This is a genomic window from Flavobacterium sp. HSC-32F16 (genome assembly GCF_024171645.1).
In the GTDB taxonomy this organism is placed as follows: Bacteria; Bacteroidota; Bacteroidia; order Flavobacteriales; family Flavobacteriaceae; genus Flavobacterium.
This window is the reverse complement of sequence record NZ_JALKAC010000002.1, coordinates 188171-215144: the sequence shown is the minus strand read 5'-3', so window position 1 is coordinate 215144 and position 26974 is coordinate 188171. Positions and strand designations below refer to the sequence as shown.

19 protein-coding genes are annotated in these 26974 nt (G+C 34.2%); 12 read left to right on the top strand and 7 right to left on the bottom strand.

What is annotated here, in order from left to right; translation table 11 throughout:
• The first annotated feature begins 322 nt into the window (after nucleotides 1-322).
• The 5 genes from mnmG (at nucleotide 323) to L1276_RS07445 (ending at nucleotide 8540) form a co-directional block, all read left to right on the top strand.
• A complete protein-coding gene (gene mnmG / locus L1276_RS07465; protein ID WP_253786476.1) occupies nucleotides 323-2194 on the top strand; it encodes a tRNA uridine-5-carboxymethylaminomethyl(34) synthesis enzyme MnmG in 1872 nt (623 codons plus the stop codon).
• Between the two features lie 876 nt (nucleotides 2195-3070).
• A complete protein-coding gene (locus tag L1276_RS07460; protein ID WP_253786475.1) occupies nucleotides 3071-3919 on the top strand; it encodes a bifunctional 2-polyprenyl-6-hydroxyphenol methylase/3-demethylubiquinol 3-O-methyltransferase UbiG in 849 nt (282 codons plus the stop codon).
• Nucleotides 3920-4604: 685 nt separating this feature from the next.
• Nucleotides 4605-5183 (top strand): OmpH family outer membrane protein, encoded by a 579-nt coding sequence (locus L1276_RS07455; protein WP_253786474.1) that lies wholly within the window; start codon nucleotides 4605-4607, stop codon nucleotides 5181-5183.
• A gap of 107 nt (nucleotides 5184-5290) precedes the next feature.
• Nucleotides 5291-7570 (top strand): helix-turn-helix domain-containing protein, encoded by a 2280-nt coding sequence (locus tag L1276_RS07450; protein WP_253786473.1) that lies wholly within the window; start codon nucleotides 5291-5293, stop codon nucleotides 7568-7570.
• A gap of 211 nt (nucleotides 7571-7781) precedes the next feature.
• Complete coding sequence (locus L1276_RS07445; protein ID WP_253786472.1) at nucleotides 7782-8540, top strand: hypothetical protein; 759 nt, start codon at nucleotides 7782-7784, stop codon at nucleotides 8538-8540.
• 45 nt (nucleotides 8541-8585) lie between these two features.
• Here L1276_RS07445 and L1276_RS07440 read toward each other — a convergent pair whose 3' ends face one another.
• Together L1276_RS07440 and L1276_RS07435 are read right to left on the bottom strand one after the other, a co-directional pair.
• A complete protein-coding gene (locus L1276_RS07440; RefSeq protein ID WP_253786471.1) occupies nucleotides 8586-9032 on the bottom strand; it encodes a hypothetical protein in 447 nt (148 codons plus the stop codon).
• 127 nt (nucleotides 9033-9159) lie between these two features.
• Nucleotides 9160-10116, bottom strand: coding sequence for an SPOR domain-containing protein (locus L1276_RS07435; RefSeq protein ID WP_253786470.1), 957 nt, complete (start codon nucleotides 10114-10116; stop codon nucleotides 9160-9162).
• 238 nt (nucleotides 10117-10354) lie between these two features.
• Between L1276_RS07435 and dprA the strand changes: the two genes are divergently transcribed.
• A complete protein-coding gene (gene dprA / locus L1276_RS07430; protein WP_253786469.1) occupies nucleotides 10355-11455 on the top strand; it encodes a DNA-processing protein DprA in 1101 nt (366 codons plus the stop codon).
• 256 nt (nucleotides 11456-11711) lie between these two features.
• On the opposite strand, the gene trpS is transcribed toward dprA, so the two are convergent.
• Nucleotides 11712-12686 (bottom strand): tryptophan--tRNA ligase, encoded by a 975-nt coding sequence (gene trpS / locus L1276_RS07425; RefSeq protein WP_253786468.1) that lies wholly within the window; start codon nucleotides 12684-12686, stop codon nucleotides 11712-11714.
• Between the two features lie 152 nt (nucleotides 12687-12838).
• Between trpS and L1276_RS07420 the strand changes: the two genes are divergently transcribed.
• Nucleotides 12839-13594: a 1-acyl-sn-glycerol-3-phosphate acyltransferase gene (locus tag L1276_RS07420; protein WP_253786467.1), complete on the top strand. Its 756-nt coding sequence runs from the start codon at nucleotides 12839-12841 to the stop codon at nucleotides 13592-13594.
• A 556-nt stretch (nucleotides 13595-14150) separates the two neighbouring features.
• On the opposite strand, the gene recA is transcribed toward L1276_RS07420, so the two are convergent.
• From recA to L1276_RS07400, 4 genes are all read right to left on the bottom strand, one after another.
• Entirely contained in the window at nucleotides 14151-15158 is a 1008-nt protein-coding gene (gene recA / locus L1276_RS07415) for a recombinase RecA (RefSeq protein ID WP_253786466.1), read from the bottom strand.
• Nucleotides 15159-15324: 166 nt separating this feature from the next.
• Nucleotides 15325-15834: an acyl-CoA thioesterase gene (locus L1276_RS07410; RefSeq protein ID WP_253786465.1), complete on the bottom strand. Its 510-nt coding sequence runs from the start codon at nucleotides 15832-15834 to the stop codon at nucleotides 15325-15327.
• A 96-nt stretch (nucleotides 15835-15930) separates the two neighbouring features.
• On the bottom strand, nucleotides 15931-16314 hold the full coding sequence (locus tag L1276_RS07405; RefSeq protein ID WP_253786464.1) for a DoxX family protein: 384 nt from the start codon (nucleotides 16312-16314) through the stop codon (nucleotides 15931-15933).
• Between the two features lie 7 nt (nucleotides 16315-16321).
• Nucleotides 16322-17470, bottom strand: a complete 1149-nt coding sequence (locus L1276_RS07400; RefSeq protein WP_253786463.1) for a DNA polymerase III subunit delta' — start codon at nucleotides 17468-17470, stop codon at nucleotides 16322-16324.
• Between the two features lie 436 nt (nucleotides 17471-17906).
• Here L1276_RS07400 and L1276_RS07395 point away from each other — a divergent pair, with 436 nt between their 5' ends.
• The 5 genes from L1276_RS07395 (at nucleotide 17907) to L1276_RS07375 (ending at nucleotide 26856) form a co-directional block, all read left to right on the top strand.
• Nucleotides 17907-18359, top strand: coding sequence for a hypothetical protein (locus L1276_RS07395; protein WP_253786462.1), 453 nt, complete (start codon nucleotides 17907-17909; stop codon nucleotides 18357-18359).
• A 190-nt stretch (nucleotides 18360-18549) separates the two neighbouring features.
• Entirely contained in the window at nucleotides 18550-19842 is a 1293-nt protein-coding gene (locus L1276_RS07390; protein ID WP_253786461.1) for a hypothetical protein, read from the top strand.
• A 98-nt stretch (nucleotides 19843-19940) separates the two neighbouring features.
• Nucleotides 19941-20348 carry a hypothetical protein gene (locus tag L1276_RS07385; RefSeq protein WP_253786460.1) on the top strand — a complete coding sequence of 136 codons (408 nt, stop codon included), beginning with the start codon at nucleotides 19941-19943 and terminating at the stop codon, nucleotides 20346-20348.
• On the top strand, nucleotides 20345-21784 hold the full coding sequence (sprC, locus tag L1276_RS07380) for a gliding motility protein SprC (protein ID WP_253786459.1): 1440 nt from the start codon (nucleotides 20345-20347) through the stop codon (nucleotides 21782-21784). Before L1276_RS07385 ends, sprC begins: the two co-directional genes overlap by 4 nt.
• Complete coding sequence (locus L1276_RS07375) at nucleotides 21784-26856, top strand: type IX secretion system membrane protein PorP/SprF (protein WP_253786458.1); 5073 nt, start codon at nucleotides 21784-21786, stop codon at nucleotides 26854-26856. Before sprC ends, L1276_RS07375 begins: the two co-directional genes overlap by 1 nt.
• Nucleotides 26857-26974: the final 118 nt, after the last annotated feature.

Here is a 26974-nt window from a genome sequence, read left to right as displayed (position 1 = left end):
TTTTGGTAATTCGTTCCACGTGGAACAGATATAGATTCTTTTAAATTTTAAACTTTTTTTAAAAGTAAAGTTTTGGATTTGTGTCTGCTGATTTGAAATTTGAACTTTCTATTTCAGAACTTCTTGATTCGTTCCACTTGAAATAAATAGATTTTGTTTTGCGTTTGAAATTAAAAGTGTTCCACGTGAAACCTTTTAAGTTTTATTTGAAACGTGAAACAAGAAGAACCTGAAACAAAAATCCCGTTCCACGTGGAACAAATGAAAATAAAGTTAATTCTGAAAACCGCCTTAAACGGTTTGCAGAGAATAATAAAACAAAATGTTTTTAGAAGAATACGATGTTATTGTAGTTGGTGCTGGACATGCAGGATCTGAAGCCGCGGCCGCGGCCGCAAATTTAGGATCCAAAACTTTATTGGTTACAATGAGTTTGCAGAACATTGCCCAGATGTCTTGCAACCCGGCAATGGGAGGAATTGCAAAAGGACAAATTGTTCGTGAGATTGATGCGCTTGGAGGTTACTCCGGAATTGTTTCAGATCGAACTGCAATTCAGTTTAAGATGTTGAACAAATCAAAAGGACCAGCAATGTGGTCGCCGAGAGTTCAAAGTGATCGAATGCGTTTTGCAGAAGAATGGAGAATGATGTTGGAGGGAACTCCAAATTTAGATTTTTACCAGGAGATGGTAAAAGGTCTGATTATTGAGAACGGAAAGATAAAAGGAATTAGAACTTCACTTGGAGTAGAGATCCGATCCAAATCGGTTGTGTTGACAAACGGAACTTTTTTGAACGGATTAATTCATATTGGAGAAAAACAATTTGGTGGAGGAAGAGCAGGCGAAAGTGCTGCAACCGGAATTACCGAAGATTTGATCAAAGAAGGATTTGAAGCTGGAAGAATGAAAACGGGAACGCCTCCACGAGTTGATGGACGTTCTTTGGATTATTCTAAAATGAACGAAGAAAAAGGAGATGCAGTTCCGGATAAGTTTTCTTATTCGGATTTGACCGTTCCGTTAACGCATCAAAGATCTTGTCACATGACATACACTTCGCTGGAAGTTCATGATATTTTGAGAGAAGGTTTTGATCGTTCACCAATGTTCAATGGAAGAATAAAAAGTTTGGGTCCGAGATATTGTCCGTCGATTGAAGATAAGATTAATCGATTTGCAGATAAAGAACGCCACCAGCTTTTTGTTGAACCGGAAGGATGGAATACTTGTGAAGTTTATGTAAACGGATTTTCAACTTCGCTTCCAGAGGACATTCAATTTAAAGCATTGAGTTCTGTTGCTGGTTTTGAGAAAGTGAAATTCTTCCGTCCGGGTTATGCAATCGAATATGATTATTTCCCGCCGACGCAATTGAAACATACTTTGGAAACCAAGTTAGTTGAAGGATTATATTTTGCCGGACAAATTAATGGAACGACAGGATATGAAGAAGCAGCTTCGCAAGGTTTGATGGCCGGAATAAATGCGCATTTAAAAGTGCACGAAAAAGCGCCGTTAATTTTGAAACGTGATGAAGCATACATTGGAGTCTTGATCGACGACTTAATTACGAAAGGAACGGAAGAGCCTTATCGTATGTTTACATCAAGAGCAGAATATAGAACATTGTTGCGACAAGATAATGCTGATTTTAGATTGACACCAATGTCACATGAAATTGGTCTTGCTTCTGAAGCTCGTTTGCGAAGAATGGAAAAGAAATTAAACGAGTCTGAAAAAATGGTTGCGTTCTTCAAAGAAACGAGTGTTTCGGTTGCAGAAACAAATCCAATTTTAGAAGCGAAAGAAACAGCTCCAATTACGCAAGGTGATAAAATGTTTAAAGTATTCTCGCGTCCGCAAATTGATTTGGAGGATATGCTGAAATTTGAAAAAGTAAAAGCATATGTTGAAGAAAATGATTTGGATAAAGAAATTTTAGAACAAGCCGAAATTCAGGTTAAATATTCTGGTTATATCGAGAAGGAAAGAAACAACGCTGATAAACTTACTCGTTTAGAAGAAGTGAAAATTCCGGAGAATTTCGATTACAATAAAATCAAATCAATGTCGATTGAAGCGAAACAAAAATTAAGTAAAATCAGACCAGTTACAATTTCTCAGGCATCAAGAATTAGCGGCGTATCACCAAGTGATATTTCTGTGCTTTTGATTTATATGGGAAGATAGAGACTTTGGATTTCTTAGTTTATATTTTAGATTTTGTACGATCGCATAATTTGAAGTTTATTTGAATTGTTTCACGTGAAACAATTCAAATGAATTAAATTTTAGATTCCAATAAAGTAATCTAAAATCTAAGCTCTGAAAATAAAAATAGAATTTGTTCCACGTGAAACAAAATCAAAATTAATATAGTTTGTCATTTCTGAGGAAAAAGAATTTTCGTTGCTTCAACAAGGATTTGTTTTTTTAGTTGTGGAATTGTTAAGGAAGATTTCTCGTTTCTCAGAATGATAAAAGATATAAAAATCTAAAGTTTCATTTATGAAGATTATCGAAAATAATTTATCTAAAAAGAGAAGAAGTCTTGATACAATTTTTGAACTAGAAATATCCAACAATATTAAATTGCAAAACAATGTAGGATTTTGAATTGTATTTAAACGATCTTTCAAATACAAAACATTATTTGTTATTTGATACGTTATATAAAATTAAAAGCTGGATTTTTTATTTTTTTTTCGAGATCAGAAAATTGGTTTTTGATACTGATAAATAATCAGATTTTTAGAAATGAAAACGGAACAATATTGCTTGAAGAATTTTTTTTTTAAAAAAAAAAAAAAAAACACACTTCAATTTGAATGGCTGGATTATCGATTATGAAAATGATATAATGTAAAATGAGAAGGGTGTAAATCTTCTTTATTGTTTTATATCAAAATGGTTTTAGTGTTTATGAAAATACAAAAATCGAAAATGAAAAATTTCTGCAGTTAAAATAAATTGAACAAATAAATAGAAATAAAAAATGATGCTAAAAGTGATTTTTCATTTTTAGCATTTCTCATGAATTAAACCAAAAATACCAAGAATTTAAAAATGGACGTTTTAAACAAAAAACATTTTCTTACTGTAAAAGACCATTCTGTTTCGAAAGAAATTTTCGATCTGTACTATGATGAAAATCTGGATATGCTTATTACTTCTCCGCAGCCAGATTTAGAAAATTTAGGAAGATATTATGAAAGCGAAGATTATATTTCGCACACAGATAACAAACGTTCTGTTTTTGAAAAAGCCTATCATTTTGTAAAAAGTATAGCTTTAAAAAACAAACTGAATTTGATTAATTCGGAACAATCCCAAAAAGGAAAAATTTTAGATATTGGTGCCGGAACGGGTGATTTTTTATTAACGGCAAAAAACGACGGCTGGAATGTCATTGGAGTTGAACCAAGCGAACGGGCAAAAAATATTGCCAAGCAAAAAGGAATTTCATTTGTTGAAGAAATCAGCGAACTCGAAAATAATTCTTTTGACGTAATTACAATGTGGCACGTTTTAGAACACGTTCCAAATTTGGAATTTCAAATTCAGGAGTTGAAGCGTTTATTAAAACCAACTGGAACATTAATTATTGCGGTTCCAAATTTCAAATCTTTCGATGCAAAACATTACGGTGAATTTTGGGCAGCTTTTGATGTGCCAATTCATTTTTGGCATTTTTCGAAAAAAGCAATAAAATCACTTTTCGAAAAAGTAGACATGAAATTAGAAAAAGTGCTTCCAATGAAATTTGATTCATTTTATGTGAGTCTTCTTTCTGAAAAATACAAAACCGGAAAAATGAATTTTATCCGTGCATTTTTTATTGGTTTAAGATCAAATTTAAAAGCATCAAGCACAAAGGAGTATTCATCTCACATTTACGTGCTAAAAAACAGCTAAAACGCAAAATAAGCGCATTTAAGGTGTTTTCTTGGGTAAGATGAGGGTTTGTGTTATCTTTTTTAAGAAAACAGCTGTAATAAAAGCTATGAAAGCCACTTTTAATAGTGTTCTTTTATAGCTTTTTTTTCATCCATAAATAAAATCAATGCCTTTAAATTTGGGCTTTTTTTCAATTTTTTTATTGATTTTTTTTATTTCAAATTTTGAATCTTTCCGAATAAAAATTTCAGGATTTTAATTTTTTACATTTTGGTTTTTCGAATCTCGAAAAATGAAAATTTAAAAACTGTTCAAAAGAAAAATATTTTTTTATGAAAAATGGCTGTTTTTAAAATGAAGATAGATCATTGTGCTTAAACCACTTTTTTAGATAAAATTTGAAACTAAAATTTCAAAAAAGTTTTCAGCGCAGATTTAAGCAATAAAAAACCACTAAAACGTAAAATAAGCGCATTTAAGGCATTTTCTCAGGTGAAATGAGGATTTGTATTGACTTTTTAGAGAAAATGGCTCTAACAAAAGCTGTAAAAGCCACTTTCAATAGTGATATTTTATAGTAGTAATTTAGACCATAAACAAAACCAATATCATAAAATTAGAGCATTTTTTAAACTTTATGTTGATGCTATTTATTTTTTTATATTTTTGTCTTTCATACAATAAAAAAATAGAAATTTAGAAAATGAAAAAAGCATTAGTAATTATCGCACTTTCAATTTTAGTTGTTTCGTGTAATAAGGCAACAGAAGTTAAGGAAGTAAAAACAGCTTACATAGATACTTCAGTTTTGATGAAAGAGTACACTGAAGCAAAAGACCTTGAGGCTAAATACAAAGCTCAGGCAGAAGAAAAAGGAAGACAGCTGCAAGCTGAAATTACTCGTTTTAAACAAGACGCTGCTAATTTTCAAAGTCAGGCACAGGCAAATGGCCAGCAATGGGCACAACAAAGAGGTGCAGAATTACAAAAAAGAGAGCAGCAATTAGGATATGCTCAACAAGCATTATCGCAGCAATTACAGCAAGAAAGTGGTGTAGAAATGGATTCTTTGGTAAGCGGAGTTAAAAAATTCATCAAAGAATACGGTAAGAAAAACGGTTATTCTTATATCTACGGTACTGGCGATGCAGCTACTGTTTTGTATGCTGAAGAAAAGTATGATATTACAAAAGAAGTAACTAAAGCTTTGAATGACAAATACAAAGCATCTCCAAAAGCAGAAGAAAAAGCTCCTGTAAAAGCGGAAGAAGCTAAAAAATAAAAACTGCCAAACTAACTAAACTAAAATTGAAAAACCTAAATCCACATTGGATTTAGGTTTTTTTCTTTTATAAAAATGCGATATTTTTGACGTTTAATTCCAGCCTAATGCAAAATGTTTCAGAAGCCGCAGCTTACACTTTACAATTCATAAATCAAACACAAAAATCGATCTTCCTGACGGGTAAAGCCGGTACAGGAAAAACGACTTTATTACGTGAAATTATAGCAACAACACACAAAAACACAGTAGTTGTTGCCCCAACCGGAATTGCAGCGTTAAATGCAGGCGGCGTAACGATTCATTCCATGTTTCAGCTGCCATTTTCGGCATTTATTCCTTCGTATGAGGAAAGTTCGCAGTTTACAGAAACCGTAAAATTCGAAAATAAAGAATCGCTTCGCCGACATTTCAAAATGAACAATGTAAAGCGAAATGTGATTCGAAATATGGAATTACTGATCATTGATGAAGTCAGTATGCTTCGCGCTGATTTACTGGATGCAATTGACTTTATGATGCAGACAGTTCGAAGAAATACCCGTGCTTTTGGCGGTGTTCAGGTGCTTTTTATTGGCGATTTATTGCAGTTACCGCCGGTAATTAGGGATGAAGAATGGAGGACTTTGAGAAATTATTACAAAGGGAAATTCTTTTTTCATTCGCATGTAATTCAACAAAATCCGCCTTTGTATATCGAACTATCAAAGATTTATCGTCAGAGCGATGATGTTTTTATTTCAGTTTTAAACAATCTGCGAAACAATCAAATTACCACGGAAGATATTGAGGTTTTAAACCAATATGTACAGCCGGATTTCGACTTAAAGAATAATCCGGGTTATATCACTTTAACCACACACAACGCAAAAGCCGATGCTATAAATGAGCAGGCTATTAATGATTTAGCAGGAAACGAATTTGCCTATCAGCCATTTGTAGTGGGTGATTTTCCGGAGAAAATTTTTCCTGTAGAAGAAAATTTAAAATTAAAAGTCGGTGCTCAGGTAATGTTTGTTAAGAATGATGCGTCTTTTGAAAAACGATATTTTAACGGAAAAATGGGTGTTATAAAATCGCTTTCGGCAGAAGAAATCTTTGTTCATTTTCCTGAAGAAAACAAAACTATCGAAGTTGAAAAATACGAATGGAAAAATATTCGTTACAAAGTCAACGAATTGACCAAAGAAATTGAAGAAGAAGTTTTAGGCACTTTTGCCCATTATCCAATCAAATTGGCATGGGCCATTACGGTTCATAAAAGTCAGGGTTTAACTTTTGAGAAAGCTGCGCTCGATGTATCGCAAGTTTTTCTGCCCGGACAAGCGTATGTTGCACTTTCGCGTTTAACTTCCTTAAACGGGCTTATTTTGCTTTCTAAGATGCAAATGAATGGTTTGTCGAACGATCAGGACGTAATGGATTATGCTTTGAATAAAGCGACAGAAAACGATTTAAAAAATTCACTTCATTTTGAAACCAAAAATTTTATTCATAACTATTTGATAAACAGTTTTAACTGGACAGATTTAGCTCAGGAATGGAGAAATCATCGTTTTAGTTACAACGAAAATGCCGTCGCTTCAGAAAAATCAAAACATTCAGCCTGGGCGCATAAACGTATGGATACAATCGAAGCATTGGCAGATCCTTCGCAGAAATTTATTCAGCAGCTCAATAAAATTTTCAGTAAAGAAACGGTTGATTTAAAGTTTGTGCAGGAAAGGGTAGTAGCGGCTTATGATTACTTTTTTAAACCAATGGATAAATTGGTTTCTGATATTTTGAGTAAAATGGCTGAAATTCAGAAATTTAAAAAAGTAAAAGAGTTTTACGAGGAATTAGCATTGCTTGACGATTTGCAGACTAAAGCGGTTTTACGTTTGATGAAAGCCAAACTTCTGGTTGATATTGTGGTTTCCCGTGAAACAATCAGTAAAGAAAGTTTGACATCTCCAGCAATCAAAAATTATAAAACAGACAAAATTTCTAAAATCAAAGAAGACTATAAAATGGCAAATACAGACATGTTTCAAGTCGACGAGCCTGTTATACGTTATTCTGCCAAAAAAGTTGACAAAACAGCCGAAAAAGGGTCAAAAAAGACCACAGTGGAAGAAACATATGAACTTTGGCTGGCAAAAAATTCAATTGAAGATATTTCGCGCATTAGAAAGCTCACAGTACAAACTGTCGAATCTCATTTGGTAAAACTAATACAGGCAAAGAAAGTGGATATTTCGGATGTACTTCCGTATGATAAAATCCTTGCTTTACGTGAAGCATTTCAGTTTTATCAGGAAGAATCTTTGAGTCCGCTAAAAGAAAAATACGGTGAAGAATTTACCTGGGATGAACTTAAGATGTTTAAAGCCAGCATTAACTGATTTTATATTTTGGAATTAAGATGTGGAATTTAGATTTGGAATTTAGATTTGGAATTTAGATTTGGAATTTAGATTTGGAATTTAGATTTGGAATTTAGATTTGGAATTTAGATTTGGAATTTTCCTCCCGGCTTGGCATAAGATTTTGTAACTTGGGTTTATATTCTAAATTTTAGAATCAATTATAAAAACATTATGTAAAATAGAAATCATGAAAAAGCTCATATACATCACATTAATTATTTTTTCTGTCACAAATGTCTCGGCACAGGAACTTAAAAAAGAATATCAAAAATTTATTCAAACTTTTATTGATAACGTAAAAGGGGATAAGAAAGAAGAAATTGCAAAGATCATTTCATATCCGTTAAAAAGGGAAAATCCTATCCCTTCAATCAAAAACAAAACAGAGTTTATTAAGCGATATTCTGAAGTTTTTGATGCAGGTTTGAAGAAAGAAATTATATCGTCAAAAGTCGATAAAGATTGGTCAGAAGTTGGATGGCGAGGCATTATGCTAAATAACGGAACAATCTGGATGGATACAGATGGAAAATTGAGAACGATAAACTATCAGTCAAAATATGAAAAAGAACTAAAAGAGAAACTGATTGCTTCTCAAAAAAAGAACCTGCATTCCAGCATTGCTAATTTTAAGAAGCCTTTGTATGTTTTGGAAACTGCTAAATTTCGAATCCGAATTGATGATTTAGGGAATGAGAAGTACAGATATGCTTCCTGGTCAGTTAAAAAAACAATGAGTGAAAAACCGGATTTGATTATTTCTAACGGAAAATGGAGTGCAGAAGGAAGCGGAGGAAACAGCAAATTTGATTTTAAAAGCGGTGCCTATCTTTACGAATGCTATATCATTGTTTTGGGCACTTCAGATTCTCCGCCGGCAACTTTAACAATTTACGAGAACAACAAAGAGATTCTTTCTCAGAATGCCAAAATTGTTCCACGCTAAGCAATAAAAAATCCTATTCATACCGAATAGGATTATTTGTTTGCGTCAAAGAATTGAAATAGCCTTTTCAAGCTCTTTTTGCTGCGTTATTTGCGTTAATTTAAGTTTTTGAATGTTCACCTCGTTTTCTTTTATTTTAATCCTTAGTTTTTGAATTTCTTCATCAGAGGTTATAGAGGTGGTTATTTTATTTTCAATTTTTTTGTTAACCAGTTCTAATTTACTTATTTTATCTGCAGTTGTGTTTAAATTATCTTCAGATCTGGATAGATTTTTCTTTTTTGTTTCGAAATCTTTCAGCTGTTTTTTCAAATCTGAAATTTTATTGTCAAGACTTTTATGATTATCTGCCGTAATTCTTTTCAGATCATTTTGATAATTTTTTAATTCAATTTCCTGAGCACTTTGTTCAGTATTTATCTGCTGGGCAAAAAAGTACTGCGAGTTCATTATAAAAAATGCTATTGCTGCTGTTTTTAAAGTTGTTTTCATCTTTTAAAAGTTTAATTACTAAACTAAATTAGAAGATGAAATTGGTAAAAAAGACCCGATAAAATTTTTAAAACAACAGAATAAAACAAAAAAAAATCCTATTCGTTTAGAATAGGATTTTAAGATTTTATAGATTTTCAACTAGAATCCAGGCATCTGGATTTTCGCCTTTTTGAATTTCTTTTTGAGCTTTTTCAGCTTCGGCCATTGAAGCATAACTTCCATACAAAACCGGAAATAATCCATGCTTGTTTTCGCCAAGCATTCTTGCACTGTAACCGTCTTTGATTAATTGGTTGTACGCTTTTCTGGCATTAGCTTCACTTCTAAAAGCACCAGCCATAATGTGATAGGGCATTAATTTTTCTGTAGTTTCAACTTTTGCTGAATCTACTAAAGTTACTGCTGGTATAGGGTTTTGAATAACAAATGTTGCTTCCTGAATTTTATTCTGAACTTTTTTCTGAACATTTCCTTCAACAACAAGTGTTTGTGCCGTAATTTGATTTTGATACAATGGATATCCAATGCTTCCGGTTATTCCAAGTCCAAGAACGAAAATTGCCGCATATCTTAAGTATGATCTTGACGATTTAACTTCTTCATTTTCATATATAGAAACCGGCTCTTTTTCTATTTGTTCTATTTTTTTCTCGAATATTTCTTTTTTAACCAACGGAGAAACAAATGGGCTTAATCCAAAAGAAGCTGCCAAATAGTTTATTTGCTCATTGGGTGTAAATATGATATTGCTCTCAGAATTAAGACGCAGATCTCCAATGTTTTTTAGACTTATAACAACATTATCTTCAAGAGTTTGTTTCCAATTTTGAACTTCATAAGCTATACCATTTACAGCTGCTCCATAAGATATATTTTCTGCCTGAGCGATATGATTGGCCAGCAGTCCGTCATTGTTTTTTAAACGGCTGTTGAAAAAGACTGTTTTTTTAGGTGGAAAAAACGAATTTGTGCTTTCATTCAGCTGAGCCGATTGAATTTCGGTTAAAAATGCTCCAAATCCAGGAACCGTTACACACTGATAACGATACAATAACTGCGCGATGTAAGTTTCGATTTTCATGGTAACAAAGTTAGGTAATGAATATAGTTATCAAAATTTTATTCACAATTTTTATTAACAATTCTGATATTTTTATAGACAATTAATTTTCAGTATTTTAACATTTAGGTTATTAGTACGTATAAAATTTATTTATTATAAATACCTTTTTTTATTAAGAAATTACTTTGTTTTTAGCATATTTGCAGACTTATTTTAATTAAGTTTAAAACTCTATTTTACATAATATTTTATCAAGATGTCAGATCAGGAATTATTTTATTTATTAGCCTTACTTAAAGTGGACGGAGTTGGAGATATTATGGCAAAAAAACTGCTTACAAATTGCGGAAAGGCAGAGGCTGTTTTTAAAACTAATGTAAACCAAATTGCTGCTATAGATGGAGTTGGTACAGTTTTATTAAAAAATTTGAAAGACAAAAGTATTTTTGAGAAAGCCAATCAAGAACTTGAGTTTATTAAAAAGAACAAGATAGAGGTTTCCTATTTTCAGGATGAAAACTATCCTGATCGTTTAAAACATTGTTTTGATTCTCCTGTATTACTTTTTTCTGGTGGCACTATTAATCTAAAAAATAAGAAAATTATCAGTATTGTAGGCACACGGCAGATTACCTCTTACGGAACAGAATTCTGCCGGAAATTAATTGAAGATTTGGCTCCTTTAGATCCAGTTATTGTCAGCGGTTTTGCCTATGGTGTTGATATTGTTGCACATCAGGCTGCTATAGATTATAATTTACAGACAATTGGTGTTTTGGCTCACGGTTTAAATCAGATTTATCCGAAAACGCACAAAAAATACATGTCAAAAATGGAAGAGAATGGAGGTTTTATAACGGAGTTTTGGAGTGATTCTAATCCCGATAAAGAGAAATTTGTTCGTCGAAATCGTATTGTAGCCGGTATGACTGAAGCCACCATTGTCATTGAATCTGCAGATAGAGGCGGTTCGCTTATTACGGCAAATATGGCAAATGAATACAATCGTGATGTGTTTGCGGTACCGGGAAGAGTGACGGACAAATACAGTCAGGGCTGTAATAGCCTGATTAAAACTCAGAAAGCAAATTTATTAACAAATGCCGCTGATTTAATTTACATGCTGAATTGGGATATTAAAGAAAAATTTAAGCCAATTCAAAAACAGCTTTTTGTTGAATTGGAACCTGAAGAACAAAAGATCTACGACTTTCTTCAAAAAAATGGAAAAGAGTTGTTAGACATCATTGCAATTAAATGTGATTTTCCAATTTTTAAAATGTCTGCTCTTCTATTAAATATGGAGCTAAAAGGATTAATAAGACCATTGCCAGGAAAACTTTTTGAATCAATTTAACGCAGAAAATCTTATGTATTATTTCCTTGTAAAGTGTTTGTACAATCGGTATAAAATAAACCAAGAGTAAAGCGAAAACAATATTTATGATTTGAAATAGATATGGGGGAACATCATAATCTTCTATATACTTATTCATTTTTTTATGTTTAAAAAATTAGTATAGTTGAAGTTACAAAAAAAAATGATTAAATGAAAAACGCTGGTCAATATTTGAGACCAGCGTTTATATTTGTAGGGAAAGGAAATTAAAATTCTATTTTTGAAATCCAAGAACCTCTCTAACTTTTGCTAAAACACCATCAGCAATAACAGAAGCTTTTGCCGCACCTTTTTTCAACAGAGCATCAACTTCTTCTAGATTATTGATATAGTAATTATATTTTTCTCTTTCTGTTTTGAATTTTTCGGTAATCAATTCAAACAAAGCTTGTTTCGCATGACCGTAACCGTAATTTCCACCAAGATAGTTTGCTCTCATTTCTGCAATTTGCTCATCGTTTCCTAACAAAGAATAAATAGCAAATGCGTTACAAGTATCTGGATTTTTAGGTGCCTCAAGTGGTGTACTATCTGTTTCGATACTCATTACTTGTTTGCGTAAAGACTTATCATCCAGGAATATATTAATAATATTATTGGCAGATTTACTCATTTTGCCACCGTTTGTTCCGGGAATCAGCATAATGTCTTCTTGAATTTTTGCTTCTGGAAGTACAAAAGTTTCACCCATTTGGTGATTAAAACGAGCCGCAACATCACGAGTAATTTCTAAATGCTGCAATTGATCTTTTCCAACTGGAACAAATTCAGCATCATATAATAAAATATCTGCAGCCATTAACATGGGATACGTAAAAAGTCCCGCATTAACATCATCTAAACGATCAGCTTTATCTTTAAAAGAATGTGCTAAAGTTAATCTCTGAAAAGGGAAAAAACAGCTTAAATACCAAGTCAATTCAGTAGTCTGCACCACATCAGATTGTCTGTAAAACGTAACTTTTTCAGGATTTAAACCACATGCAAGCCAAGCTGCAGCTGTGCTGTATGTGTTTTCTCTTAAAGTTTTTCCATCTTTAATCTGAGTGATTGAATGTAGATCAGCAATAAACAAAAAAGATTCGTTTGCCGGATTATTTGATAATTCGACTGCTGGAATAATTGCGCCTAATAAATTTCCTAAATGCGGTGTTCCTGTACTTTGAACACCTGTAAGTATTTTTGCCATTCTAGTTTTTTTCTTAACCGCAAATATTGCAAGTTTAATTTTAACTGCAAAGTTCGCAAAGTTTATTTTTAATTTAACCGCAAAGTTCGCAAAGTTTATTGGAATGTAAATTCTTTTATAAAATTCACTTCTGTTTTCTTACATTTGAAACCATGAAAGGATTAAAAATTGTTTTTTGGATTGTTTGGCGCATTTGGTTTTATATCTTGATGGCGGTTCCAATACTCATTATGCTGCCGTTATTGCTAATTTCTATCATCTCTGAGAGAGGATATCCATATTTCTTTAAAATGGCCCGCATTTGGGCTAAATTCATTCTTTTCGGGATGGGATTTTATTACAAAGTAAAGCGCGATCAAAAACTCATTAAGGGAAAAAGTTATATGATTGTAGCAAATCATACTTCGATGACCGATATTATGCTGATGCTGGCGATTATTAAAAATCCTTTTGTTTTTGTTGGAAAGAAAGAACTTGTAAAGATTCCGTTGTTTGGATTTTTTTACAAAAGAACCTGTATTTTGGTAGACAGAAATTCATCTAAAAGCAAAAACGATGTTTTTAAAAGAGCTCAAAGCCGTTTAAATCAAGGTTTAAGTATTTGTATTTTTCCCGAAGGAGGAGTTCCGGATGATGAATCGATTTTACTGGACGAGTTTAAAGATGGTGCTTTTAGACTTGCCATAGAACATCAGATTCCAATTGTACCTATTGTATTTCCTGACAATAAAGACCGTTTTCCATATAGGTTTTTAAGTGGCAGCCTTGGGAAAATGCGCGGCAGGATTCTGCCTTTCGTAGAAACAAACGGACTCACATCTGACAATAGAAAAGAGCTTAGAGATACAGTAAGACAGATGATTTATAAAGGTTTACTCGAATTTAAAAAGAAAGATTTAAAAGAGTAATTAAAAATACAAACCCGACAAAATTTAAAAAATTGTCGGGTTTTCTTTTGAATAAAAACCCCCGTTTATAATTCAAAAAGTTTATCGGTGTATAATTTTTTCAGAGATAAATCGTAATACTTTTTTAAATTTTAATTTAGTTTTCCTGCGGTTTTTATTCAACAACACTTCTATTCTCTCTTTCATGATTAAAATATTTATAGGGTTGATAATAAAGAGTTTATTTAAACTCAAGTTAATGTAACATATTACTAAGAGAACTAAAAGTCAAAAAGGTTGCGTTGAAAGAAGAAATTTCTTTAAAATATTGAATAAAAAATCCGTTAGTTCTTGGATACTAACGGATTTTAACTGAATCAACCAACCAAATTTATTCTAAAAAACGACTTATTGGTATTTATGGCCTTTACCAAAAACAAATCGTATGTCTGTTTAATAGATGAGTTTGTTTTAAAAAGGTTGCGTTACTTTCTAATTTTTTTTAAAAAATAAAAAACCCGACAATTTTAAAATTGTCGGGTTTAGATATAATGATCTTTTACTATTCTTATAGAATTTAAGCGTCTGCTAATTCTTTTATATGAGCTTTAATTTTAACCTCTAACTCATCAGCTAATTCAGGATTATCTTTAATTAAATTTTTTACAGCGTCACGTCCTTGTCCTAGTTTCGTATCTCCGTAGCTAAACCAAGATCCTGCTTTTTTAACAATATCAAATTCTACAGCTAAGTCAAGAATTTCACCTGTTTTAGAAACTCCTTCTCCGTACATAATGTCGAATTCAGCAGTTTTAAAAGGCGGTGCCACTTTATTTTTAACGATTTTAACTTTAGTTCTGTTTCCAATTACGTTTTCACCGTCTTTGATTTGTGAAGAACGACGAATGTCTAAACGTACTGAAGCGTAGAATTTTAACGCATTACCACCAGTTGTTGTTTCAGGATTACCAAACATAACCCCAATTTTTTCACGCAGCTGATTGATAAAGAAAACAGTACAATTTGTTTTGCTGATAGTTCCGGTAAGTTTTCTTAAAGCCTGAGACATTAAACGTGCATGAAGACCCATTTTAGAATCTCCCATTTCTCCTTCGATCTCGCTTTTTGGAGTTAAAGCAGCAACAGAGTCAATTACAACGATGTCTATAGCTCCAGAACGAATTAAGTTTTCGGCAATTTCTAAAGCCTGCTCACCGTTATCTGGCTGAGAAATGATTAAGTTCTCGATATCAACATTTAATTTTTCAGCATAGTTTCTGTCAAAAGCATGCTCAGCATCAATAAATGCAGCAATTCCTCCTGCTTTTTGAGCTTCGGCAATAGCATGCAATGTTAATGTTGTCTTACCAGAAGATTCTGGTCCGTATATTTCAATAATTCTTCCTTTTGGATATCCATTTACTCCAAGAGCTAAATCAACGCCAAGTGAGCCAGAAGAAATCGTTTCTACTTCCACAATGGCTTTATCGCCCATTTTCATTACGGTTCCTTTTCCGTAGGTTTTGTCAAGTTTATCAAGCGTTAACTGTAACGCTTTTAATTTGGCTTCTTTGTCTGAACTCATCTTTTCTTAATGTCTAAAATTGTTATATTTTTCTTTCAAACTAAAATCAAAAGATTTCAAAATCAATTTTTTGATTTTAATTTGTCAGACTTAATAATTTTGTAAAAATACTTCTTTATTTTGAAGTTTCATTGTTTCAAATTGTTCCAAATTGTCACAAATTTCACTATAAAAACAAAGCCTTTAATTCTGTGGCGTCAGAAGGTTTTATTTTTCCGGCAAGTAGTAAACTCAATTGTTTACGACGTAAAGCGGCTTCAAAACGTTGTGTTTCAAGTTCTGTTTCCGGTACAATTGGCGGTACTTCGACAGGTCTTCCGGTATCATCTACGGCAACAAAAGTATAAATTGCTTCATTGGCTTTTGTTCTGTTTCCAGATTCGCGGTCTTCTACCCAAACATCTATGAAAACTTCCATAGAACTTTTGAATGATCTTGATACTTTGGCCTCGACAGTAACCACACTTCCAAGCGAAATGGCTCTGTTAAAAGCTACGTGATTTACAGATGCCGTAACTACAATTCGGCGTGAATGTCTGCGGGCAGCAATACTTGCGGCACGATCCATTCTGGCTAATAATTCGCCTCCGAAAAGATTGTTTAAAGGATTAGTTTCGCTCGGTAAAACTAAATCGGTTAATATTGTTAGGGATTCTGAAGGGTGTTTTGGATTCATTTTTTTGTTGTAAAATTTGTTTTGACACTCCCGATAACTATCGGCATCACAGATTAAAATGATTTAGTGACTTAATTTTTTAAAAATTGAAGTTGATTAATTCAACCAATAAACTGCCATTACAGCAGGAATAAAATATATAACAATGGTTCTCGCACCATCGTAATCTTTAGCTAAACGTTGTCCGAAAAGCATCATTAACAAAGAGATACAAGAAAATATGGCTCCGTAAAAACCATATTCGCGTCCGCTGTTTGTTAACAATTGTATGGCTCCAACTACACATAAAATTCCAGAAATTAATTCTAAAATCAGTAAGTGAAGTAAAGCAAGCGGCACCTGATTTTTTAAAGGTGTTTTGGCAAAATGTTCTTTAAGCCAGCTTACATTATCCTTCCAGTAAAAAATCTTTTCATAGCCTGATTGTAAAAAAGTTAAGGCTAAAAATGCCAGTAATAAAATAGAAGCAACATTATTCATTTGGGGACTATTTTTTATGAATTAAACGAGTCAGTTTTATAGATAAATCGGTTAAGATTATTTTTGCATTTCCGTTTCTTTCAATATGATACATCGCATCTGAAAGTTCTTTGAAAATTTCATGAATGTTATTTCCGTTTACAAATGGTGCAAAATTTTCGAGTTTGAATTTGTCGACTTTTGGCTCAATATAAACTAAACTTGGTGCTTGATAATTCAGCAATAATGCCTGTCTGAACATTTCGATGCAAAACTGAATGAATTTTTTCTGGCTTTCGCGGCCAAGTCCGGCAATTTCTTCACTCCAGGAAATTAAATCCTGAATTGCGGCTGCGTTTCCTTTTGCTCTAAAAGCGGCACGAACCCAATTAACAAACCATTGCTCAAAAGGATATTCAGAATCGTCTTCTTTTAGTAAATGCATGGCTTTACTAAAATTTCCCTGAGCCTGATGGGCAATTTTTTTTGCAAAATTAGAATCGATATTTTCTTTTGCAACCAGCGCTTCGGCAATCACTTTTTCCGGCAGTCCGTTAAAGTGAATTACCTGACAGCGTGAACGTATGGTTTGTATAATATCTTCTTCGTTTTCAGAAATGAGAATAAAAATCGTTTTATCAGAAGGTTCTTCGAGTAGCTTTAAAAGTTTATTTGATGCCGCGATATTCATTTTATCGGCCATCCAGATAATCATGATTTTATAACCGCCTTCGTAGGATTTCAGCGAAAGCGACTTTAAAACTTCCTGTGCATCTTCGACCCTGATTTCGCCCTGTTTATTTTGAACACCCAGAACTTTATACCAGTCAAATAATCCGCCATAGGGCATTTCCTGAATAAATGTTCGCCAATCCTGAATAAAGTCTAAGCTTTTAGGTTTGGTTTTTACATCTTCGGTTGTTACTGTTGGGTAAATAAAATGCAGATCGGGATGCGAAATGTTTTGAAATTTCAAATTACAGGAATCGTTTCCATTTTCGTTTTCATTTCCGGTATTATTGCACAAAATGTACTGTGCATAAGCAATTGCTGTAGATAATGTCCCGCTTCCTTCAGGCCCAATGAATAATTGCGCATGTGGAATTCGTCCTGAGGATGCACTTTTTATTAAGTGGCTTTTGATGTAATCCTGTCCTAAAATTTGAGAAAATTGCATGAAGCAAAGATAGAAGAAAATGATGTAGTCAAAAATTTTCGAATGAAAGATTATCGACCGGTTTTCATTTATGAGATTATGATTGATTTTTGCTAAAAACTTTGCTGTATATTAACTAACTTTTGTTAATAAATTACTTCACGCGAGCAGATATCAAGACTTTTTTGTTAATATTTTTTTACTCAAAACGATAAACGTACATATTTTTTGGCTATTTATAGACTAAAAGCGTCATTATTTCATGGGGAATATCTTACGGTTTTTGTTTTAACAATTTTAACAAAAAGCCCGTTAAAACGCACATTTTCTCGACATAAGGCTGGTTTTTAAGGTTTTTTTAAGGTTTTTTTTTGAAAAAAAAAATCAATAAAGTTGCAATTTAAGTTAATTTCTATATTTTTGTTTTCATCAACAACCAATTATATAATAAGAATTTATGAAAGGGAAAATTATTTTATTTAGTGCATTTTTTATCATGACAACTGCAGCTGTTTCGGCGCAGGCAAAAAACGCTCCAAGAAGTATTATTAGTACAACAGCTCTTATTCGTAAATATCACGATCAAAAAGAATTGAGTGGTATGCAAAAAGGAGAACTTTTGGAATTGTACATCGAACGAATTAAAGTATTAGTAAAAACTCTTCCTTACATTGCTTTGGTTACTAAACCTGGAGTTACGATGGCAGATTTAGGTATTCCGGACGATGGTGATCACAAAAAAATCTTAGATGCTCAGGCAGTTGGTACATCAACTTTCTTGGATACTACAGTAGAGTTTCAAAGAAAAATGATGCCTTACTCTGATAAAGGAAACCTTATCGCGGCAATCTTATTTTACGAAAACACATTAAAATCTCTACACGAGTTCAACGAATTGAACGAAATGTAATTTTAAAAAATATTTTAAAAACCTTTTTCGGATTGTTTACGTAGATGCATAAAATTTCTGCGTCATTTTGAGAAAGAAAACAACAACAACTCGTTCTCGCTGTATTCTGAAATTTTATTAGAAAACACGAGGGGAGTTTTTGCATTTACGCATACCCAAATTTATTATTAACCTAATACACACCTTTATCATGAAAAAAATTACTCAAATCATCTGCGTACTTTTGACAGTTACAAGTATGAGTGCTCAACAAGAGAAGGGAATTATGGGCTACACGAACTGGTTAAATAACTGGACTGAATTTAAGCCTAACAAAGTAGAGTATGGAGAAGCAAATCAAATTTTAGCAGGAAACATTTCTGTTAATACTAAATTGCTTAAAAGAAATATTTATGTACTTCAAGGTAACGTTTATGTTACTAACAATGCAGTTTTAACAATCGAACCGGGAACTTTAATTATTGGTGATTTCGAAACAAAAGGAACATTGGTAGTTACAAAAGGTGCACAACTTGTTGCAGACGGTTTAGAAACGGATCCAATCGTATTTACTTCAAACCGCAGCCAGAAAAAAGCTGGAGACTGGGGTGGAGTTGTTATTCTTGGAGATGCTCCAATTAACAAATTCGGAAACGTAGGTTCTTATAACATGGATCTTGATCCAACTTTAACGACTTATGGTGGAGACAATGTTGCTTCAAACTCTGGAATTTTAAGATTTGTCAGAATCGAATTTGCTGGTAAAAAAGTGAAAGGTCTTGATACTTTCAACGGTTTAACTTTGGCTGGTATTGGAAACAAAACAATCCTTGAAAACATTATGGTTAGCTACGCAGGTGGTGACTCATTTGGTTTCTTAGGCGGAGATCTTAATGCTACAAAATTTGTATCTTATAAATCAATCAATGACGATTACAAATTCTCTCAAGGAGTTCAATGTCGTTTCTACAATTCATTAGCTGTTAGATCTTCTTATTTCTCTAGTACAAAAGACGGTTCTCGTTGTATGGAAGTAAAATCATATGAGAAAAAGAGCGAAACAGACTTTACTAAAAAACAAACTTTAGTTGTTGCATCTAACATTACAATGCTTAACGACAGTGAAAACATCAATGCTGATATTCAGGCAGGATTGGTAAAAGAAGCTGTTTACGTTGCTGAAAATGCTTCTCTTGAAATGAAAAGAAGTGTAATCTCTGGATTTAATCCTGCAGTATTATTAGACAGCAAAACAGAAATCAATGACGCTAACCTTAAAAAAATCAAATTTGAGGAAATGTATTTCAACTTATGTAAAGGAAACATCTTTACTGAATACAATTCTAACAACGAAGATTTAGAAAGCTGGTACGGAAACAGTGTTTTCTTTAACGTTTACTCACAAAGTGATAACAAAGAAACATTCATTGATATGTTCAACCCTAAAAAACCAGATTACAGATTACAGTTAGGAAAAATTACAGCTTCAAGCGGCAATAGATAAATAAATTTCGATTTTTATTTCGCGTAAATTTTATTAATAAAGTCCCCAGACACAATTTATGTATCGTCTTGTACGGACCAAATAAAGATCAAAACATAATGGCTCTATCTACAAAAAAATATTTATATATATTCTTTTTGGTTTCTCCTATTTTAAGCCTGTATGCGCAAAGTTCAACAGAAAAACCTACAGCTTCTGTTGGTTCTGACTGTAAACTAGCGACGGTAATCGAGTTAAATCAAAACAATGAATCAGCTGTTACTTGTAATAGCAAAATAGATAATTCCAATCAGTTTATAGTAGGGTTGTCCACCCCCAAGGACAACCTTACTATCGCAACTGAAAAGAATAATCAGTTCTCAGATTGTAATGAAAATTCATTTATAAGTGCTACCTCAATTCTTGCAAAAGATATTATTGAGAACTATAAATATGACTTTTCTGAAACATTCATTGATATCTTGTTTTTTGAACGTATAGACTTAGCAAGAACACGTACTATATGATTCAAAAAACTACTCTATTTTTTACTAAATGGATAATTTTCTTCGGCGCATTGTTTGCTTTCGAATCAAATGTTAATGCACAAACAATTGTGACACAAACTTTTGATGGACTAGAGAAACTTTGCGCCGGAGGATCTTTCAATGAATTCAATGCCACATTTAGTTATATAGATTTTCCTGCCGGAACAACTTTCGTAGTAGAACTTTTGGATACTAACGATAATCCAATAGCAACCACTCTGCTTCTTACTATTGATGTTACGGCAACTCAAAAAACAATTAAATACGCAGTACCCACAAACTTAACAGGCTCTGATTCTTATGGATTAAGAGTAAAAAGTTCTACAGGAGTTACAAGTTCAAGATTTAGAAACTCTTTAGGAAATGTTTCTTTTCCAGCTTATTATAAAGATTATGAAACCTCTTTTTTCATAAACAACAAAAGCGATAACGCTATGATTTGTTCTGGCGGCAGCTTAACCCTTTCTGTTAACAACGATACTCCAACCATACCAGGATCATCGCCGGTAAACTTTGCGAAGATTAAATACAAATGGTATAAAGACGATGTTCTTATACCTGGACAAAGTGCCAGCTCTGTTATTGTAAACTCTACAGGTAAATACTATGCAGAGATTGATTACGGGCAATGCTCGGATGTGAATTTTAGTTCAAATCGTGTTAACGTTATTTCTTCAAGTTCTGGATCTGCCGTTACCATTACCTCTAGTTTAGGAAACCCTTTTTGCTCTGATGGTGCAGGAACAGTTTTAACTGCAACTTCTGGTAATAGTTATGTTTGGAAAAAAGACGGAACAATTATAGCAGGCGCAGTTAATCGTACTTATTCTACAAATGAATCTGGAGTATATACTGTAGAAGTTGACTTTGGAGGATGTAAAGCTACGGGAAGTATTAATTTAAGCAGCAATGGTTTTGATGCTAGTATAGATGTTGCAGAAACAACTTCTATTGGCGAAGGTGAAACTTTAAATGTTTCTGTTACTACAGATGCTTCAACCCCAACTTTTGAATGGTTTTTAAACGGAAATGCAATTTCTGGTGCCAATACAAATTCGTATTTGATAGCCGTGCCAGGTAATTATAAAGTAACAATTTCTCAGGCATCAGGATGTGTATCATCCAGAGAGTTTGAATTTAGAGTTACAGGACCAGCAAAGCCCTCAACTGTTATTCAAAATATTATAAAGTTAAGCGGTTTAAATCCTTATTGGAATATACCGGATGAATATAAAAACGCAGACACCAATGTAATAATTCTCAGTTCAAACGGAGATAAGGTTCTTGATGTTGTTAACTATCAAGGCGACTGGCCTCAAACAGCAATAGATTTTAAAAATGTAAATCCAGTATATTACTATGTCATTAAATCCGACACAGGTGAAAAAAAAGGATCAATAACTGTGATTAAATAATGAAGAAAATTTTACTATTCATAACTTTATTTTGCGGTTTTTCATGTTTGCTCTATTCTCAGGAAAAAAATGAGGATGGAGTTGTTTCGTTTTCATTACCTATTAGAAATTCATTAAAGTTTAATAGATATTTAATTAACCCAACTTTTAGTTTTGTTCGCGAGTCAAACCCTTATGCTAGTTTTTATAATAAAAGACAATGGGTACAGTTTGAAAATGCACCACAGACTTATTTAGCAAATTATTCAGGCCGATTTAGAGAAAATGAAGCATTTGCGGTTGGTTTATTTCAACAAAACTATGGTTTAATGACTGTTTTTGGCGGTGTTGTCAATTTTGCTCACAACATCGTTTTACAAGAAGACAGTAATTTGACTTTTGGTTTAAACGTAGGAGCTTACCAAAGTGGTTTAGACAAAGGAAAAATTATAACAGATGACGCAGCTATTTTAAATGGAGATTATCCATCATATACCTTGCTTACAGTTAATCCGGGTATTAATTATGGAACTGATTTTTTAGATTTTGGATTATCGGTTAACAATTTAATTCTTTACAATTTCGGTTCAGGAATTGTAAAAGAAGATCCAGAAAAAGCAATTCAATTACACGCCATGTATACGGGTTATATCGATACATATGGTTTTTTTGACAGAAGTAAGTTCTCTGGAATTATTAGAACAGAATTAAAAAAAGACAAAACAGTTATTTCAGGTCTTGCAATGTTAGCTCTTAAACAAGGAGTGTGGGCGCAGGCTGGTTATAATACTCTATACGGAGTTTCAGCAGGTTTAGGAATTAATATCTCTCCTAGTATTGCTATAGAATACAATTATGAAAGAGGAATGGGCAATTTTACCAATATGGGAGGTTCTCATGAATTTGCAATTGCTTACAGATTTAAAAACAGAAATTACTATTACGGAGATGATGATGAAGGTTCACTAATTGATCCTTCTAAACCAAAACCGGTAATGGCTAAAAAAACAGCAGCAACACAGGTTAATAGAACTGATATAGCTGAAAAGAACAGACTTGCTGCAGAAGCTAAAGCACAAGCTGATGCCGAAGCAAAACAGATAAGACTTGCCGCAGCAGAAAAAGCAAAAGCCGATGCTGAAGCTGCAGCAAAAGCAAAATTAGAAGCAGACAATAAAGCTAAAGCAGATGCCGAAGCTCTTAAAATAAAATTAGCCGCTGATGCGAAAGCAAAAGCCGATGCAGCAGCAGCAGCACGTGCTAATACAGTTGCAGAACAAAAAGAAAAAGCACAATTAGCAGCAGATAAAGCTAAGGCTGATGCCGAAGCAAGAAGATTAAAATTAGCAGCAGATAATAAAGCCAAAGCAGATGCAGCGGCAGCTGCAAAAGCTAAAGCAGCGGCAACAACGCCAGCTCCTGCAGCACAAAAAACACAAGCACAATTGGCAGCAGATAAAGCTAAGGCTGATGCCGAAGCAAGAAGATTAAAATTAGCAGCTGATGCTAAAGCGAAAGCCGATGCAGAAACTGAAGCCAAAGCCAAAGCAGTTGCAGCAACACCAGCTCCAGCGCCACAGCAAACACCAGCACAATTAGCTGCTGATAAAGTAAAAGCTGATGCCGAAGCGAGAAGATTAAAATTAGAAGCCGATGCAAAAACTAAAGCCGATGCAGATGCTGCAAAAGCTAAAGCAGTTACAACGACTTCAGTTCAACAAAGAACACAGGCACAATTAGCTGCTGAAAAAGCAAAAGCTGATGCAGAAGCAGCAACTAAAGCAAGACTTGCAGCTGCTGAAAAAACCAGAGCAGATGCTGAAGCAGCAAGACAAGCCCGTTTAGCTGCAGCAGAAAAAACCAGAGCTGATGCCGAAGCCGCAAGAGCAAAATTAGTGGCCGATGCAAAAGCAAAAGCCGATGCAGCTGAAGCAAAACGTAAAGCCGATGCAAAAGCAAAAGCTGAAGCAGCAGATATGGAATCAATATTAGCTGCTGATGCCAAAGCAAAAGCAGACTCAGATGCATTACAAGCTAGATTAGCTGCTGATGCGAAAGCTAAAGCCGCATCTGAAGTAAAAACAAAAGCTTCGATCGATGCTGCTAACAGAGCAAAAATTGCTGCCGATGCGAAAGCAAAAGCTGCTGAAGAGGCTGCTCTTAAAGAAAAACTAGCGGCCGATGCCAAAACTAAAGCTGATGCAGAAGCAAGACAAGCAATTATTGCTGCCGAAGCCAAAGCAAAAGCCGATGCAGAAGCATTAAAGATAAAACAAGCGGAAGAAGCTAAAGCAAAAGCTGCAGCAGAAGCCCAAGCTAAATTAGACGCAGAAGCTAAAGCTAAAGCCGATGCCGAAGCTTTACAAGCAAAATTAGCTGCTGATGCCAAAGCAAAAGCGGATGCAGAAGCTCTTAAAGTTAAACAAGCAGCTGAGGCAAAACTAAAAGCAGAGGAAGAAGCACTTCAGGCTAAGTTAGCAGCCGAAGCCAAAGCAAAAGCCGATGCAGAAGCATTAAAAGTAAAATTAGCTGCTGATGCCAAAGCTAAAGCGGATGCAGAAGCATTAAAAATAAAACAAGCTGAGGAAGCAAAAGTTAAAGCTGCAGAAGAAGCTCGTCAAGCCAAACTTGCAGCAGATGCTAAAGCAAAAGCCGACGCTGAAGCGCTTCAAGCACAATTAGCTGCTGATGCCAAAGCTAAAGCGGATGCAGAAGCATTAAAAATAAAACAAGCTGAGGAAGCAAAAGTTAAAGCTGCAGAAGAAGCTCGTCAAGCTAAACTTGCAGCAGATGCTAAAGCAAAAGCAGATGCCGAAGCACTTCAAGCAAAATTAGCGGCTGATGCTAAAGCGAAAGCGGATGCAGAAGCATTAAAAATAAAACAAGCTGAGGAAGCAAAAGTTAAAGCTGCAGAAGAAGCTCGTCAAGCCAAACTTGCAGCAGATGCCAAGGCAAAAGCCGATGCTGAAGCTGAACAAGCAAGACTTGCAGCAGATGCAAAAGCGAAAGCTGATATGGAAGCACTTCAGGCAAAATTAATTGCAGATGCGAGAGTTAAAGCTGACGCCGAGGCTACGGCTAAAGCGAAAGCCGATGCTGAAGCAAAACAATTAAGAGAAGCTGAAGAAGCACGTCAAGCTAAATTAGAAGCAGATGCCAAAGCTAAAGCTGATGCAGAAGCACTTCAAGCAAAATTAGCGGCAGATGCAAAAGCGAAGGCAGATGCACAAGCACTTCAGGTTAAACAAGCAGCTGAAGCAAAAGCGAAAGCCGATGAAGAGGCGCGTCAGGCCAAACTTGCAGCAGATGCGAAAGCAAAAGCCGATGCCGAAGCACTTCAAGCTAAATTAGCTGCTGATGCTAAAGCCAAAGCTGACGCAGAAGCATTACAAGTTAAACAAGCAGCTGAAGCCAAAGCCAAAGCAGATGCAGAAGCACTTCAAGCTAAATTAGCGGCAGATGCAAAAGCGAAGGCAGACGCAGAAGCATTACAAGTTAAACAAGCAGCTGAAGCCAAAGCCAAAGCAGATGCCGAAGCACTTCAAGCTAAATTAGCTGCTGATGCCAAAGCCAAAGCTGACGCAGAAGCATTACAAGTTAAACAAGCAGCTGATTCCAAAGCCAAAGCAGATGCAGAAGCACTTCAAGCTAAATTAGCCGCAGATGCTAAAGCCAAAGCTGACGCAGAAGCATTACAAGTTAAACAAGCAGCTGAAGCCAAAGCCAAAGCAGATGCCGAAGCACTTCAAGCTAAATTAGCCGCAGATGCCAAAGCCAAAGCTGACGCAGAAGCATTACAAGTTAAACAAGCTGCTGAAGCAAAAGCAAAAGCAGATGAAGAGGCTCGTCAGGCAAAATTAGCGGCAGATGCTAAAGCGAAAGCCGATGCCGAAGCACTTCAAGCAAAATTAGCGGCAGATGCTAAAGCGAAAGCTGATGCAGAAGCATTGCAGATAAAACAAGCTGCTGATGCTAAAGCCAAAGCCGATGCAGAAGCACTTCAGGCGAAATTAGCTGCAGATGCCAAAGCGAAAGCGGATATGGAGGCTTTACAAGCTAAATTATTAGCAGACGCGAAAGCAAAAGCTGATGCTGAAGCGACAGAAAAATTGAGAGCTGACGAAGAAACAAGACAATTAAGAGAAGAAGAAGAACGTCAGGCAAGATTAGCAGCAGAAAAAGCGAAAGCTGATGCTGAAGCGGCAGCAAGAGCTGCAGCTGCAAAAGACGATACAGCGAAAGCAATTGAAAGTTTAACTCTATCTATTGAAAGTACAAGTAAAGCACAAAATGATTTATTAGATCAGTTTAAATCAACTGTAGCAAATAAACAAAAAGACTTGAACGACTTAAAAGAGGAGAATGATTTAAGTGAAAAAGGAATCTATAGAGAGCCAAAACCATTCAAGAGCGTTGCCGCTGAAAATAGTCAGTTAGAAGCATTAAAAACACAGCTTGCAGATGCCAGCAGAATTCAAAAAGATGAGATTGCCAAGCTGACGAATTTATATAATGAAAGGCTTAAAAAAGTTCCAAATAAAAATGATGCTTTGAACAAAGCTTATCTTGAAAAGATAAATCAATTAAAAGCAGCACAATTGAAAATGGAGCAGGAAGGTGCAGCATTACTAGCCGATTTAGAGCGTATTAAAACGGAAACTGAAATCGAGAAGAAACGTAGAATTAAACGTGCAGCTTATGAAAATGATGAGGGAAGATATGCGCAGGACGTTGCCGCTCTTAAACGTATTAAAGAAACAACAAAATTAAGCAGTACACCATTAACAGCAAGTGATTTTGATTTTGGAGAAGATCAGTCAAATATGCAGATTATCAAGAATATTAAAAACTCTGATAATGGTTATTACATGATTCTTGCAGTTCATAATAGTGTTGAAAAAAGAGATCAATTTTTAACGAAAGCTGTTGCAGCCGGACTAACAGATATTAATTTCTTCTATAACATTACAACAAGTAAGTATTATATCTATTACGAGAAATTCGACGGTTTACAAGAAGCTACAAAAGCACTTGAAGCAAAAGGATCTAAGCCATATAACGGGAAAATGGCTATCGTAAAAGTGGAGAATTAATATAATTATTGAGAATAAAGCTGGTCCTTCTTAATTTTTAAGAAGGACGTTATAATAAATGTTTCAGAATGCTTGAATTTATTTTTTAATGCCCCTTAAAGAATAAAAGAAAAGCCAA